Below are 15,053 nucleotides of genomic sequence, written 5' to 3'. Positions count from 1 at the left end.
GCGGCCGGGACGGCGGAGGCCGCCGTCACTCCACCAGCAGCACGTCGACGGCGACGCCGAGCTTCTGCTTCGGCGAGCCGACGATGATGCCGTCGACCGGCGAGACGTCGGAGAAGTCGCGTGCGACCGCAAGCACGATATGGTCGTTCGCCACCAGAAGATCGTTCGTCGGGTCGAAATCGACCCAGCCCAGCTCCGCCCCGCACCACAGCGAGACCCAGGCATGGGTGGCGTCGGCGCCCTGCAGGCGCGGCTGGCCCGGCGGCGGGATGGTCCGCAAGTAACCGCTGACATAGGCGGCGGGAAGACCGAGCCCGCGCAGCCCTGCGATCATCACATGGGCAAAGTCCTGGCAGACGCCGTGGCGCTTGTCGAAGACCTCGTTGAGCGGCGTCGAGATCACGGTGGCCTTGGGGTCGTAGCGAAACTCGTTGCGAATGCGATGCATGAGATCGACTGCGCCTTTGAGGATGCCCTCGCCGGGCGGAAAGCTTTCCGCCGCATAGGCGCTGACCGGGCGCAGCACCGGCACCAGGGGGCTCGCAAAGACATAGCCGACCGGCGATGAGGGGCCGAGGCTGGTCGCTTCGAACGCGATATCGCGGATGCTCTCCCAGGACGGACTGACCGCATCGCGCGCCGGCGGCTGGCGCGTGACGGAGACGCGCGAGCGCGAGTCGATGCGCAAATTGCGATGCGCGGCCTCGATCACCACGCTCTCGGTCAGCGTGCCGAAGAAATCGCGACGGACATTGCGTTCGGCGGGGCGCGGACGGATCTCGACCTGGTGCGAAATCAACTCCTGGCCGTTGCCGCCTCTCGGCTCCAGCCGCAGCGTGCAGCGGGCGAAGCTGACCGGACTTTCGTATTCGTAGGTCGTGACGTGACGGATGTCGTAGATCACGCCAGCCCCGTCAGCTTTTCCGGCCGGCTGGCATTGGGGCCGTGCGGGAAATAGTGCAGCCCGATCGCCTCGGCAAGGCTGAGCAGATCCTGCTCCAGCGCGAACAGCGTCTTGACCTCGAGCTTCTCGGCCTCGGCCGTCGCCAGCATCGCCTGCACCGCCACCGCAAGCCGCTGCGGCTGCTCGATCAGGCCGTGCTCCTTCAGGCTCGGCAGCGCCGCGATGTGCTCGTTCAAGGTCGCGACCTGGAACGCCACCGAACGCGGATTGTAGCTGTCGAGCACCGCGAGGTCGCGCACGGGGGCGAGGATCGGCGCCAGCAAATAGCGCGAGCGGTAGGTGATCTGGGAATCCACCAGCGTCAGCAGGATGTCGAGATCCTCGTCGCCGGCCTCGTCATATGCAAATTGACGTGCAAAGCGCGTGGTGTTGATGGCGCGCTCGGTGCGCCGGCCGATGTCGAGGAAGCGCCAGCCGGCGGCGCGGTTCATGTTCTCCTGCGCAAGGCCGGCGAAGCTCGCCAGCTCCTGCAAGGTCAGCTCGGCGGCGCTGAGCACGCTGTCGTCGTCCTCGACCTCATAGGCGAGGCGCTCCGCCATCTCGGTGATGACCTGCCAGGCGTCGGGCGACAGCCGCTCGCGCAAGGACGTCGCGGTGCGCTGCGCCGCGCGGACCAGCGACAGCGCCGAGCCGAAGCGCTCCGCGCTCTGCAGCGCCTCGGCGGCGATACGCCCGGGCGCCGCGCGCGAGGTCTGCGAGATCGCGCCCCAGGCCACCAGCATGCGCTGGATGCGTTCGGACGATTGCAGCGAGGCCGCGGTGCCCTTGTTGGGCCCGCTCGGCGAGCCCAGTGCGCGCACCAGGCGTAGCGTCGCCTCGGCGCGCTCGAGATAGCGGCCGAGCCAGAACAGATTGTCGGCGGCACGGCTCGGCAGCACGCCGGCGATGCGGCGGATGCGGACCTTGTCGGTCGCGGGCAGCAGCGTCGCGGTCGAGACCTGCTTGTCGGAGACGACCCAGACGTCGGCGGCACGCGCGCCGTCGCCCATCGACACCGCGCGCGCATCAGCTTGCTCGGCGATCCGGCAGAAGCCGCCGGGCATGATGACCCAGCCGTCCGGCGTCGCAGCCGCGAACACGCGCAGCACGAAGGGACGCGGCGTGATCTGCCCCTGCTCCCACACCGGCATGGTCGAGAGCCGCACCACCTCCTGGCCGACATAGTCCATGCCGCGCGCGGCGATGGCGTCGAGCAGGCGCTGGCGCCCGGATGCGTCGAGCTCGCTCGCGAGCACCGGGCCGCTCGAATCGAAGCCGGGAACGCCGCGCCGGTAGGCGCCTTCGATCGCGACCTCGTCGAGCCGCGACAGCACCTCCTCGCGCGCGTTGCGCTGGCCGCACCACCAGGTCGCGATGTGCGGCATCTTCAGCTCTTCGCCGAGCAGGCGGCGGCTCAGCGCCGGCAGGAAGCCGAGCAGCGCCCGCGCCTCCAAGACGCCCGAGCCCGGCATGTTGGCGACGACGACGCCATCCTTGCGCAGCACATCGATCAGGCCCGGCACGCCCAACCGCGAGGACGCGTCCAGCTCGAGCGGATCGAGCGAGTTGGAATCGACGCGGCGCAAGATCACATCCAGCCGCTTCAGTCCGGCGACGGTGCGGATGTGGATGCGATTGTCGCTGACGGCGAGATCGTCGCCCTCGACCAGGAGGAAGCCGAGATAGCGCGCCAGCGTCGCATGCTCGAAATAGGTCTCGCTGAAACTGCCGGGCGTCAGCACGCCGATCCGCGGCTCGTCGCGATCGGCGCGGGCGCGAAGACTGTCGCGGAACGCTTCGAAGAACGGCGCGACCCGCGGCACGTTCATCGACTTGTAGAGATCGGAGAAGGCGCGCGAGAGCACCAGGCGGTTCTCCAGCGCATAGCCCGCGCCTGACGGCGCCTGGGTGCGGTCGCCGAGTACCCACCAGCGGCCGTCGGGGCCGCGGCCGACATCGGCGGCATAGATCGAGAGATAGCGCCCGCCGGGCGGCGGCACGCCGCAGACGGGCCGGAGATATTCGGGACTGCCGGCGATCGCGGCCGCGGGGAGCGCGCCTTCCGCAACGAGACGGCCCTCGCCATAGATGTCGCGCAACACGAGCTCGAGCAGCTCGGCACGCTGGGTGATGCCGGCGCAGAGCTGCTGCCAGTCGGCCTCGTCGATCAGCAACGGCAGGTGGCTCAGCGACCAGGGCCGGTCGGCGCTGTCGCCGGGGGCGCGGTAGGTGACGCCGGCCTCGCGGAGGTGCCGGTCGGCCATGCCGAAGCGCCGCTCGATCTCGTCGGGCGCGAGCGCGCCGAAGGCGTCGAAGAAGCGGCTCCAGACCGCGCGGGGCGCACCGTCGGGACCGAGGAACTCGTCGGGGATGCCGGGCAGGCGGCTATAGTCGCGGACCCATTGCGCGAGGCGCTGCTGGGCCTGTGCCCTGCCCGCCTGGTCGTTGTCTTCCGCTGCGCCCTCGCCCATGGGCCTTTCCCTCCACCCTCGTACTCATTGCAGGAGCGGGGTCCGCAAGTCGAGGGTCAGCGGAAATTCATTTGTGCGTTCCTCGGGTGGCGGCTGCATCGGACCCGGGGTGTGGCCGTGATCCTGGAAGCGGGCCAGCCGCCGCGCCTCGGCCTCATAGGTGTTGACCGGCTTGGTGTCGTAGTTGCGCCCGCCGGGATGGGCGACGTGGTAGACGCAGCCGCCGAGCGAGCGGCCGTTCCAGGTGTCGATCAGGTCGAAGGTCAAGGGCGCGTGGACGGGGATGGTCGGGTGCAGGCCGGAGGCCGGCTGCCAGGCCTTGAAGCGGACGCCGGCCACGGCCTCGGCCGAGCGGCCGGTCGAGGTCATCGGCAGGCGCCGGCCGTTGCAGGTGACGACGTGGCGGCCCTCGACGAAGCCTTCCGCCTTGACCTGGAGCCGTTCGACCGACGAGTCGACATAGCGCACGGTGCCGCCGGCCGAGCCCTCCTCGCCCAGCACGTGCCAGGGCTCGAGTGCCTGCCGCAGCTCCAGCGTCACGCCGCCATGATGGACGCGGCCGAAGGCGGGGAAGCGGAATTCGAGCTGGGCCAGATACCATTCCGGCTCGAACGGATAACCGAACTGCTTGAGCTCGGTGAGCACGTCCTGAAAATCTTCCCAGATGAAATGCGGCAGCATGAAGCGGTCGTGCAGCGCGGTGCCCCAGCGCACGAACTTTCCCTGTTGCGGCTCGCGCCACATCTTCGCGATCAGCGCTCGGATCAGGAGCTGCTGCGCCAGCGACATGCGCGGATCGGGCGGCATCTCGAGCGCGCGGAATTCGACGAGGCCGAGGCGGCCGGTGGGCCCTTCCGGCGAATAGAGCTTGTCGATGCAGATCTCGGCGCGATGGGTGTTGCCGGTGATGTCGACGAGCAGGTGCCGGAACAGCCGGTCGACCAGCCACAGCGGCGTCTGGTAGCCCGGCGGCGGCACGTGCGAGAGCGCGATCTCGAGCTCGTAGATGCTGTCGTGGCGCGCCTCGTCGATGCGCGGCGCCTGGCTGGTCGGGCCGATGAAGAGGCCGGAGAAGAAGTAGGACAGCGAGGGATGCCGCTGCCAGTACAAGACCAGACTCTTCAAGAGATCCGGCCGGCGCAGGAAGGGCGAGTCCTGCGGGCTCGAACCGCCGACCACGACGTGATTGCCGCCGCCGGTGCCGGTGTGGCGGCCGTCAACCAGGAAGCGGTTGGCGCCGAGGCGGACTTTCGCGGCGTCCTCATAGAGGCCGGAAGTGATCTCGACCGCATCGCGCCAGCTCTTCGCCGGCTGGATGTTGATCTCGATGACTCCGGGATCGGGCGTCACCTTGATGACCTCGATGCGCGGATCGAATGGCGGCGGATAGCCCTCGACATGGACGGGGAGCTGCATCTCCTCGGCGGTGTCTTCCAGCGCCGAGATCAGTTCGAGATAATCCTCGATGCGCTCGACCGGCGGCATGAAGGCGCAGATCACGCCGTCGCGGATTTCCACGGCCATCGCGGTGCGCACGGGAATCGCCGTGTTGAGATATTCAGGGGCGGTCCGCGGCGGCGATGGTGGGCGCGCCATGCGGGTGAACACCGGCAGCTTGCCGCGCGGCTCCATCGGGTCCTGCTCGACGATGTAGGGATACTGATTCGGCGGGACATAGCCGAGCGAGCCCATCGGCAGGCGCAGGCCGAGCGGTGAATCGCCCGGCGTCAGGAACAGATGGTTGCGCCGGAGCGGCCAGCGCTCGCTGCGCCAGCGCGGCGGCGCATTCCAGCGCTGGATCGGCAGCACGAATCCGCGCGGCGTGGTCAGGCCCTGATCGAACACCCGCGCCATCCGCGCCCGCGCTTCGGGATCGGACAATTTCGAGTCGGTCGGATCGACGTTGATCGGAAGATCGGCTTCCTTCTGCAGCCAATAGGCCGCGTCCTCATAGGCCGGCATGATGTAGCCGAGATCGACACCGAGCCGCGCGGCGGTGCCTTCCATGAAGGCTTCGGCGTCCCTGACCTCGGGCCGCCGCGGATTTTCGATCTTCGCAATGAGATCGGCATTCTTCCAGATCGGCACGCCGTCCTTGCGCCAGTAGAGGCCGAAGGCCCAGCGCGGCAGGCTCTCGCCCGGATACCATTTGCCCTGGCCGTAATGCAGAAGGCCGCCCGGCGCAAAGCGCGTGCGCAGACGGCGGATCAGATCGTCCGCAAGGGTGCGCTTGGTCGGGCCGACGGCTTCCGTATTCCACTCGCCCGCTTCGAGATCGTCGACCGAGACGAAGGTCGGCTCGCCGCCCATGGTGAGCCGCACGTCCTGCGCGGCGAGATCGCCGTCGACCTGCTCGCCGAGATCGTTCAGCCGCGCCCAGGATTCATCGGAGAACGGCTTCGTGATGCGCGGCGCCTCGCGGATGCGCTTGACGCTCATGTCGAAGGCGAACTCGACCTCGGCAAAGCCCGCACCGCCGGAGATCGGCGCCGCCGAGCGATAATGCGGCGTGGCGGCAACCGGGATGTGCCCCTCACCCGCGAGCATGCCGGAGGTGGCGTCGAACCCGATCCAGCCCGCGCCCGGCAGATAGACCTCGGCCCAGGCGTGCAGATCGGTGAAATCGTTCTCGACTTCCGGCGGCCCCTCGATCGGATCGATGTCGGGACGGATCTGGATCAGGTAGCCGGAGACGAAACGGGCGGCGAGCCCGAGATGACGCAGCGTCTGGATCAGGAGCCAGGCGGAGTCACGGCATGAGCCGGCGCCAGAGGAGAGCGTCTCCTCCGGAGTCTGCACGCCGGGCTCCATGCGGATGATGTAGCGGACGTGCTTCTGAAGCTCCCGATTGAGATCGACCAGGAAGTTGACGGTGTTCGGGGCTTCATGCGGGATCGTGTCGAGAAATTTCGCGAACAGGCGATCGGGCTTGATGGTCTCGAGATAAGGCGCCAGCTCCGTCTTCAGGTCTTTGGTATATTCGAACGGGAAGCTGTCCGCATAGGGCTCGACGAAGAAGTCGAACGGGTTGACCGTGGTCATCTGCGCCGTGAAGTCGACCTCGAATTTCAGCTCGGTGGTCTTCTCCGGGAAGACGTAGCGCGCCAGCCAGTTGCCTTGCGGATCCTGCTGCCAATTCACGAAGTGGTTGGCCGGGGTGACCTTGAGCGAATAGCTCAGGATCGGCGTGCGCGTGTGCGGCGCCGGCCGCAGGCGGATGGTCTGCGGTCCCAGATCGATCGGGCGGTCGTATTTGTAGTGCGTGACGTGGTGTAATGCGACGTAGATCGACACGGGGTGCGGTGCTCCAGCAGCTTTTTTGAGCAGAACACCTGACGTCAATGCGATCAAGCACTAACAACGGGCAAAGGGTGCCTAGTAAGTATCCGTCGTGGCCCCGTAGCCCGGATGAAGCGAAGCGTAATCCGGGATCCTTCACCCGCGGATGGACCGCCCCGGATTGCGCTGCGCTCCATCCGGGCTACGCGGGCAGTATCGTAGGGTGGGCAAAGCGAAGCGCGCCCACGCCTTTGCCAAATTGATGCGAAGACGTGGGCACGGCGCAAGTGCGCCTTTGCCCACCCTACGACTCGTGAGAAAGCCCTACGCCGCCGAGGTCAGCCGCTGCAAGAACTGCGTCACCTCGCGCCTCAGCGTCTCGACTTCGCCATGGACGCGCTCGGAGGCGCTGTTGACGCGGCTGGCGACGCGGCCGGTGTCGGCGGCGGCTTCGCTGATGCCTGTGACGTTGGAGGAGACCTGGGAGGTGCCGGCCGAGGCCTCCTGGACGTTGTGGGCGATCTCGCGGGTGGCAAGGCCCTGCTGCTCGATCGAGGTCGCGATCGAGGCAGTGATGCCATCGATCTCCGCGATGGTCTGCGCGATCGCCTCGACGGCCGCGACCGAATTGGTGGTCGATTGCTGCATCTCGCCGACCTTGGCGCTGATCTCCTCGGTGGCCTTGGCGGTCTGGTTGGCGAGGCTCTTGACCTCGGAGGCCACCACTGCAAAGCCGCGGCCGGCCTCCCCTGCCCGCGCCGCCTCGATGGTGGCGTTGAGCGCGAGCAGGTTGGTCTGCGAGGCGATCTCGCTGATCAGCTTGACGACGTCGCCGATCCGCATCGCGGCGTCCGCAAGTGCGCGGATCTCGCTGCCGGCACGATTGGCTTCGTTGACAGCACGTCCCGTGCTCGCGGTCGAGCCGGTCACCTGGCGGCCGATATCGGCGATAGAGGATGCCAGCTGCTCCGCCGCGCTGGCTACGGTGGCGACATTGCGCGAGGCCTGGTCGGAGGCGCTGAGCACGCCGGAGGTCTGCCGGCTGGTCTTGTCGGCTGCCGCTGCCATCTGGTGGGCGTCGGATTCGAGATCGGTCGCTGCGCCCATCAGCGTGCCGGCGACGCCGTCGAGATGAGTGCCGAACTGTTTTGCGAGGTCCGCGATCTCGACCACGCGGCGGCCGAGGCTGTCGGTGCCGGAATTGATGACGGTGGCGGAGCGGCGGAACGAGCCGGGCAGCCCGCGCGCCAGGATCTTGCGGAAATACTTGCCGCGGCTGGCATACTCCATCGATGCCGAGGCTTCGCGCTGGAAGGCATCGGTGATATCGAGCATGTCGTTGACGGATTTCTGGATCGACCCGATCCGCCCGACCTGCCGCTCGCTCAGGATGCGCGCCTCGAGATCGCCATGCGCCGCCTTGCGGCAGACATCGGCGACCTCATCGACGGCCACTGCCGTGCGATGCTGGCACCAGACGGCATAGCCCAGCAGCCCGACCGTCGCGCCAAGCAAGGCAGCGCCCGCGAACCCAGTTACACCGAGAAGCGAGAGAACGAATGCAACGACGGCAAGACCACACGCGAGCGCGGTCGCTCCCTGCGCCTTAGAGAGAGAGCACAAATTCATCGTAACCGACACCCTGTTGCTTGAGCAGTCCGACCATGGCCTCGAAGCTCGCATGCATGCCGTCCCTGGCGTTGGCATGGCGCGCTTCTTCCGCGCACAGCGTCTTGTAGATCGGCTTGATACGCTCGACCTGCGCAGGATCGGGCTTGCGACGGTTGGAGTGATAGCCGACGATGTTGCCGCGTTCGTCGAAGGTCGGCGTGACGTGGGCGAACACCCAGTAATGGCTGCCGTCCTTCGCCAGGTTGACGACGTAGGCGAATATCTCCTGCTTGGACTGCAACGTGTCCCAGAGCAGCTTGAAGACGGCGCGCGGCATGTCGGGATGCCGAATCAGGCTGTGGGGCGCGCCCATCAGCTCGGCGTAGGAGTATTTCGCCATCCGGATGAAGACGTCGTTGGCGTAGGTGATGCGGCCCTTGAGATCGGTCTTGGACACGATCAGCTCCTCCTCACCGAGGAGATTTTCCACGCCAGTCGGCCGTATCGCACGCGTCATCGTTGACGAATCCTGTCGAAGGGCAGCGCCCTCGAAGGAGTCGCCCGCATCGCCTGACGATTACGGTGCGAAATGTTAATCCCGAGTGACCGCAGGAATTCCTGCGGTCATATGACACCTACGTATGACTACGTAGGCGTCCGTGTCTTACAACGAGGGTGCATCAGCACCGTCACATCGTCGCGCCCAGCACCCAGGGCGCGAACTCGGCACCGCCGAAATCGAAGCTCTCGCTCTTGGTCGGCTGGCCCGATGCCGTCTTGAGGATGAGATCGAAGATGCGCTGGCCGCATTGCTCGACGCTCTCCTCGCCTTCGAGGATGGTGCCGCAATTGACGTCCATGTCCTCTTCCATGCGCTTGTACATGGGCGTGTTGGTGGCGAGCTTGATCGAGGGCGCCGGCTTGCAGCCGAACACGCTGCCGCGGCCGGTGGTGAAGCAGACGAGGTTGGCGCCGCCGGCGACCTGTCCCGTTGCGGCGACGGGATCGTAGCCGGGCGTGTCCATGAACACGAAGCCGCGCTTGGTCACCGGCTCGGCGTAGCGCAGCACCTCGACGAGATTGGTGGTGCCGGCCTTGGCCATCGCGCCGAGCGACTTCTCCAGGATGGTGGTGAGACCGCCGGCCTTGTTGCCGGGGCTCGGATTGGCGTTCATCTCGGCGCCTTCGCGCGTCGTGTATTCGTCCCACCAGCGCATGAGATCGACCAGCTTCTCGCCGACCTCGCGGCTGACGGCGCGGCGCGTCAAGAGATGCTCGGCGCCGTAGGTCTCCGGCGTTTCCGACAGGATCACGGTGCCGCCATGGCGGACGACGAGATCGCTGGCAGCGCCCAGCGCCGGATTGGCAGACACGCCGGAATAGCCGTCCGAGCCGCCGCATTGCAGCGCCACGGTCAGTTCGCTCGCCGGCACCGTCTCGCGCTTGACCTTGTTGGCATCGGCGAGCGCCTCGCGCACGAAGGCGATGCCTGCTTCGACGGTCTTGCGGGTGCCGCCGACCTCCTGGATGTCCATCGCGCGCAGGCGTCCGGCGAGCTTCTGCTCTTCCATCAGGCCGCCAATCTGGTTCACCTCGCAGCCGAGGCCGAGCACGATGACGTGGGAGAAATTGACGTGACGCGCATAGCCGCCGAGCGTGCGGCGGAGCAGCGCCAGCGGCTCGTTCTGCGTCATGCCGCAGCCGGTCTTGTGGGTCAGCGCGACCACGCCGTCGACATTGGGGAAATCGGACAGCGGATTGTCACCGGTGAACGGGTTCTTCTTGAAGACGTCGGCGACGAGGCTTGCGACATGCGCGCTGCAATTCACCGAGGTGAGGATGCCGATATAGTTGCGCGTGGCGACGCGGCCGTCCGGGCGGCGGATGCCTTCGAACGTCGCCGGCAGGTCGAAGTTCGGCGTCGGCTTGACGTCGGCGCAATAGGCATAGTCCTTGGAGAAATCGCCCATGCCGCAATTCTGCACGTGCACGTGCTGGCCCGGCGCGATCGGAATGGTCGCAAAGCCGATGATCTGGCCATAGCGGATCACCGGCTCACCGACGGCGATCGGCTTGATCGCGACCTTGTGGCCGGAGGGAATGCGATCGACCGTGGTCACGCCGTCGGCCACCAATGTTCCCGGCGGCAGGCTCGCGCGCGCGATCACCACGCCATCATCGGGATGCAGGCGGATGACGGGGCTGATGGTCATGGGTTATCTCCTTGGTCGAATAGTGAGTAGCGAGTGGCGAATGGAAAAGGGGAGCAGCGCCATTCGCTACTCCCCATTCGCCATTCGCGGGGTTGTTAGGCCTTGCCGGCCGAATCCTTGCGGGTCGCATTGACCTGCATCTTGGCATAGGTCGTCATCAGGCCGACCTCGTTCGAGAGCGTCACCAGCTTGAAGCCCATGTTGATGGCGCGCGCCGCGCCTTCCGCACCGCTGCAATGGATGCCGGGGTTGAGGCCGCGCTTACCGCATTCCTTGATGATCTTCTCGTAGATCGCGAGGATCTCAGGCTCGCTGCGGTCGAGCTTGGGCTCGAGGCCGTAGGAGAAGCCGAGATCGGAGGGACCGATATAGACGCCGTCGATGCCTTCGACGTCGAGGATCGCTTCCATGTTCTCGACCGCGGTCTTGGTCTCCATCATCGGCAGCAGCACGATCTCGTCGTTGGCCGTCTTCTGGTAGGAGCCGGCGGTGCCGTACATGCCGGCGCGGATCGGGCCATTGGAGCGCACGCCCTTCGGCGGATATTTCGCATAGGAGACGAGGTTCCTGGCTTCCTGCGGCGTGTTGACCATCGGGCAGATCACGCCATAAGCGCCGCCATCGAGCACCTTGCCGATGATGCCGGGCTCGTTCCAGGGCACGCGGACCATCGGGGTCACCGGGTGCTTGTCCATGGCCTGGAAGCACTGCACCATCGAGAGATAGTCCTGCACGCCGTGCTGCATGTCCACCGTGACGCTGTCGAAGCCGCATTGCGCGACCATCTCGGCCGAGAAGCCGGAGGGAATTGCCAGCCACGCATTGACCACGGCCTTGCCCGACTTCCAGATCTCTTTGACTTTGTTCGCCACGTTGCCTTCCTTCTTCGTTGTTTGGACCGTCGTCACCATGACGAGCGCCGCGACAAGGCGATGCCGTTATTACCGCGAAGTCGATCCCCGCGCTACGCTCGCAATGACGCAAGATGTCATCCGGCAGGGGGCCGTCATCCGTCCCGGCGCCGACTTTCGAGCGATCGGCCTGGGCGGCACTTTGAGCGAAAAAATGCGGCCATGTCCATGACAGTTGCCGCGCGGGAGCGCATATCTGCTGTCACTCCTCGGCACTTGCCTCGTTGCCGGCTCCGAGCCCCGCAAGACTCTGTTCGAGCTCGCCGAGCATCTCCTGCAATTCGGCGAGTTTGCGGGCGCCGAAGCGGCTGGTGATCTCGGCGTAGATCGCCTCCGAGGTCGGCGCCACGGAGGCCATCAGCTTCACGCCCTCCTTCGAGATCGAGACCATGCTGCGGCGCTGGTCGGCCTTCGCCGTCTTGCGCTCGATCAGATTGCGCGCCTCGAGATCGCGCAGGATGCGCGACAGGCTCGGCCCGAGCAGGAACGCGGTGCGCGCGAGTTCCGTGACCTCGACGGCCTCGATGGACGCCAGCGCGCGCAGGATGCGCCATTGCTGCTCGGTGAGGCCGTGCTCGCGCAGCGATGGGCGGAACTGGCGCATCACCGCCTCGCGCGCCCTGAGCAGCGACATCGGCAGCGAGCGCGAGAAGTCGCGCATCGGCACCTGGCGCGCGGCTGGCGCGCTTCCGTTCGCGGGATCGGCCGGTCTCTTGCTCATGACGCCCTTTCAGACCGCAAAACGTTTGCAGTGCAGCAATCTCAGATTCTGTTTGACGCATTCACTTAACATGTTAAGTATCTCCGGGCACCACGATTTGTAAGATCACGAATGGCGCTTTCCAACGACGATATCCAGGCTTGCGCGAGGCGTCTCCACCAGGCGGAGAAGACCCGCTCGCAGATCCGCCAGCTCTCGCAGGATTTCCCCGAGATCAGCATCGCTGATGCCTATGCGATTCAGAAGGCCTGGGTCGACGTCAAGATCGCCGAGGGCCGCATCGTCAAGGGCCACAAGATCGGCCTGACCTCGAAGGCGATGCAGAGCGCGCTCAATATCGACGAGCCGGATTCCGGCGTGCTGCTCGACGACATGTTCTTCGCCGATGGCGGGATCATCCCGACCGAGCGCTTCATCGCGACGCGTGTCGAGGCCGAGCTCGCCTTCGTCATGAGCAAGCGGCTCGCAGGGCCCGACTGCACCATGTTCGACGTGCTCAATGCCACCGACTTCGTGGTACCGGCGCTGGAGATTCTGGATACGCGGATCGAGCGCGTCGATCCCAAAACCAAGGCGACGCGCAAGATCTTCGACACCATCGCCGACAATGCGGCGAATGCCGGCATCGTGCTCGGGGGACGGCCGATCCGTCCGCTGGACGCCGACCTGCGCTGGATCGGCGCTTTGTGTTTCAAGAACGGCCAGCTCGAAGAGACCGGCCTTGCCGCCGGCGTGCTCAATCATCCTGCGACCGCCGTTGCCTGGCTTGCCAACAAGATCGCGCCGCTTGGGCTGGCGCTGGAGCCCGGCCAGGTCGTACTCGCCGGCTCCTTCATCCGTCCGATCGAGACCCGCAAGGGCGACACAATCCAGGCCGATTATGGCGCCTACGGCTCGGTGAGCTGCTACTTCGCTTAAGACGACAAGACGACACAGGGAGCGAAACCGCGATGCCGCATTTCACGATCGAATATTCGGCCAATCTCGATGGCCGCCTCGACATCACCGCGGTCTGCGAAGTCGTGCGCAAGGCGGCGGTGGAGACCGGCATCTTCCCGCTCGGCGGCATCCGCGTCCGCGCCGTCAGGTGCGAGCATTATGCGATCGCCGATGCGCGGAACGACTACGGCTTCCTCGACATGGTGCTGCGCATCGGCGAGGGCCGCGATCTGCCCACACGCCAGAAGGCCGGCGAGCATGTCTTCCAGGCGCTGTCAAAACATCTCGATCCCGTTTTCGCCGCCAGCAAGTTCGCTTTGTCGTTCGACATGCAGATCAACGACAAGGACACGAGCTGGAAGCGCAACAACATCCACGATGCCCTGAAAGTGGAGGCCGCCCATGGATAAGCCCACTCCGAAAGCCGATGTATTCCGGGCCAACCGCGAGCGCGTCGCCCCGCTACTGAAGAAGCTCCGCGCCGACGGCATCGGTCACATGATCGACGGCAAGATCGTCCCGTCGATCTCCGGCGAGACGTTCGAGACGAAGTCGCCGGTCGATGGCGCAGTGCTCGCCAGCGTCGCGCGCGGCAATGCGGAGGATATCGATCGCGCGGCAACGGCCGCTTCGCTCGCGTTCAAGTCCTGGCGCGACATGGGGCCGGCGATGCGGCGCAAGCTGCTGCATCGTGTGGCTGATGCGATCGAGGACAATGCCGACGACATCGCCGTGCTCGAATGCATCGACACCGGGCAGGCCTATCGCTTCATGGCCAAGGCCGCGATCCGCGCCGCCGAGAATTTTCGCTTCTTCGCCGACAAATGCGCGGAAGCGCGCGACGGGCTCAACACGCCGAGCGACGAGCACTGGAACATCTCGACCCGCGTGCCGATCGGCCCGGTCGGCGTGATCACACCGTGGAACACGCCGTTCATGCTCTCGACCTGGAAGATCGCCCCTGCCCTCGCCGCCGGCTGCACGGTCGTGCACAAGCCGGCAGAATGGTCGCCGGTGACGGCGTCCATTCTGGCGAAGCTCGTCAAGGAAGCCGGCGTTCCCGACGGCGTGCTCAACACCGTCCATGGTTTTGGCGAAGAGGCCGGCAAGGCGCTGACCGAGCATCCCGCCATCAAGGCGATCGGCTTCGTCGGCGAAAGCGCGACCGGCTCGGCGATCATGGTTCAGGGCGCGCCGACCCTGAAGCGCGTGCATTTCGAGCTCGGTGGCAAGAACCCGGTGATCGTGTTCGACGATGCCGATCTCGACCGCGCGCTCGATGCCGTCGTGTTCATGATCTACTCGCTCAACGGCGAGCGCTGCACCTCCTCGAGCCGCCTGCTGATCCAGCAGAGCATCGCCGAAAAGTTCGTGGAGAAGCTGACCGCGCGCGTGAAGGCGCTGAAGGTCGGCCATCCCCTCGATCCCGCCACCGAGATCGGACCGCTGATCCACGAACGGCATCTGGCAAAGGTCTGCTCCTATTTCGACGTCGCGCGCCAGGACGGCGCGACCATCGCGGTCGGCGGCAAAGCCCATGACGGGCCGGGCGGCGGGCATTATGTTGAGCCGACGCTGGTGACCGGCGCGCACGGCAAGATGCGCGTGGCCCAGGAGGAGGTGTTCGGGCCGTTCCTCACCGTGCTGCCCTTCAAGGACGAAAAGGACGCCATCGAGATCGCCAACGACATCCGCTATGGCCTCACCGGCTATGTCTGGACCAACGACGTGGGCCGCGCACTGCGCGTTGCCGATGCGCTGGAGGCCGGCATGATCTGGCTGAACTCGGAGAACGTGCGCCATCTGCCGACGCCATTCGGCGGCATGAAGGCCTCGGGCATCGGCCGCGACGGCGGCGACTATTCGTTCGACTTCTACATGGAAACCAAGCACGTCTCGCTGGCGCGGGGCACGCACAAGATTCAGAAGCTGGGAATTTAGGGAAACGGTCGTTCCGGGGCGTGC

The 15,053-nt window shown here is 66.2% G+C and carries 11 protein-coding genes; 3 read left to right on the top strand and 8 right to left on the bottom strand.

Annotated features, from left to right (window positions below):
- Positions 1-25: 25 nt before the first annotated feature.
- The 8 genes from XH79_RS31480 to hpaR all read right to left on the bottom strand — a co-directional run bounded on the left by XH79_RS31480 (position 26) and on the right by hpaR (position 12,149).
- Positions 26-904, bottom strand: a complete 879-nt coding sequence (locus XH79_RS31480; RefSeq protein WP_212343700.1) for a transglutaminase family protein — start codon at positions 902-904, stop codon at positions 26-28.
- Positions 901-3,414, bottom strand: a complete 2,514-nt coding sequence (locus XH79_RS31475; RefSeq protein WP_271584172.1) for a circularly permuted type 2 ATP-grasp protein — start codon at positions 3,412-3,414, stop codon at positions 901-903. The genes XH79_RS31480 and XH79_RS31475 overlap by 4 nt, the downstream gene beginning before the upstream one ends.
- Positions 3,415-3,438: 24 nt before the next feature.
- A complete protein-coding gene (locus XH79_RS31470) occupies positions 3,439-6,708 on the bottom strand; it encodes a transglutaminase family protein (RefSeq protein ID WP_212343698.1) in 3,270 nt (1,089 codons plus the stop codon).
- A gap of 309 nt (positions 6,709-7,017) precedes the next feature.
- On the bottom strand, positions 7,018-8,322 hold the full coding sequence (locus XH79_RS31465; RefSeq protein ID WP_271584171.1) for a methyl-accepting chemotaxis protein: 1,305 nt from the start codon (positions 8,320-8,322) through the stop codon (positions 7,018-7,020).
- A complete protein-coding gene (locus tag XH79_RS31460; RefSeq protein WP_130368229.1) occupies positions 8,300-8,821 on the bottom strand; it encodes a PAS domain-containing protein in 522 nt (173 codons plus the stop codon). Before XH79_RS31460 ends, XH79_RS31465 begins: the two co-directional genes overlap by 23 nt.
- A gap of 172 nt (positions 8,822-8,993) precedes the next feature.
- Positions 8,994-10,517 (bottom strand): UxaA family hydrolase, encoded by a 1,524-nt coding sequence (locus tag XH79_RS31455; protein WP_271584170.1) that lies wholly within the window; start codon positions 10,515-10,517, stop codon positions 8,994-8,996.
- Between the two features lie 95 nt (positions 10,518-10,612).
- Positions 10,613-11,389, bottom strand: coding sequence for an HpcH/HpaI aldolase family protein (locus XH79_RS31450; RefSeq protein WP_260385139.1), 777 nt, complete (start codon positions 11,387-11,389; stop codon positions 10,613-10,615).
- Positions 11,390-11,630: 241 nt separating this feature from the next.
- On the bottom strand, positions 11,631-12,149 hold the full coding sequence (hpaR, locus tag XH79_RS31445) for a homoprotocatechuate degradation operon regulator HpaR (RefSeq protein WP_212343693.1): 519 nt from the start codon (positions 12,147-12,149) through the stop codon (positions 11,631-11,633).
- Positions 12,150-12,260: 111 nt separating this feature from the next.
- Between hpaR and hpaH the strand changes: the two genes are divergently transcribed.
- From hpaH to hpaE, 3 genes are read left to right on the top strand one after another with little or no spacing between them, the layout of a single operon-like run.
- On the top strand, positions 12,261-13,067 hold the full coding sequence (gene hpaH, locus XH79_RS31440; RefSeq protein WP_271584169.1) for a 2-oxo-hept-4-ene-1,7-dioate hydratase: 807 nt from the start codon (positions 12,261-12,263) through the stop codon (positions 13,065-13,067).
- Positions 13,068-13,099: 32 nt separating this feature from the next.
- Positions 13,100-13,498, top strand: a complete 399-nt coding sequence (locus tag XH79_RS31435; RefSeq protein WP_212343691.1) for a 5-carboxymethyl-2-hydroxymuconate Delta-isomerase — start codon at positions 13,100-13,102, stop codon at positions 13,496-13,498.
- Positions 13,491-15,029: a 5-carboxymethyl-2-hydroxymuconate semialdehyde dehydrogenase gene (gene hpaE / locus XH79_RS31430; RefSeq protein ID WP_271584168.1), complete on the top strand. Its 1,539-nt coding sequence runs from the start codon at positions 13,491-13,493 to the stop codon at positions 15,027-15,029. The genes XH79_RS31435 and hpaE overlap by 8 nt, the downstream gene beginning before the upstream one ends.
- Positions 15,030-15,053: the final 24 nt, after the last annotated feature.

The sequence above is a fragment of the Bradyrhizobium sp. CCBAU 45389 genome (assembly GCF_028128625.1).
Lineage (GTDB): Bacteria > Pseudomonadota > Alphaproteobacteria > Rhizobiales > Xanthobacteraceae > Bradyrhizobium > Bradyrhizobium liaoningense_B.
The sequence above is the reverse complement of the archived record's forward strand: the minus strand, read 5'-3'. Positions and strand labels throughout refer to the sequence as shown.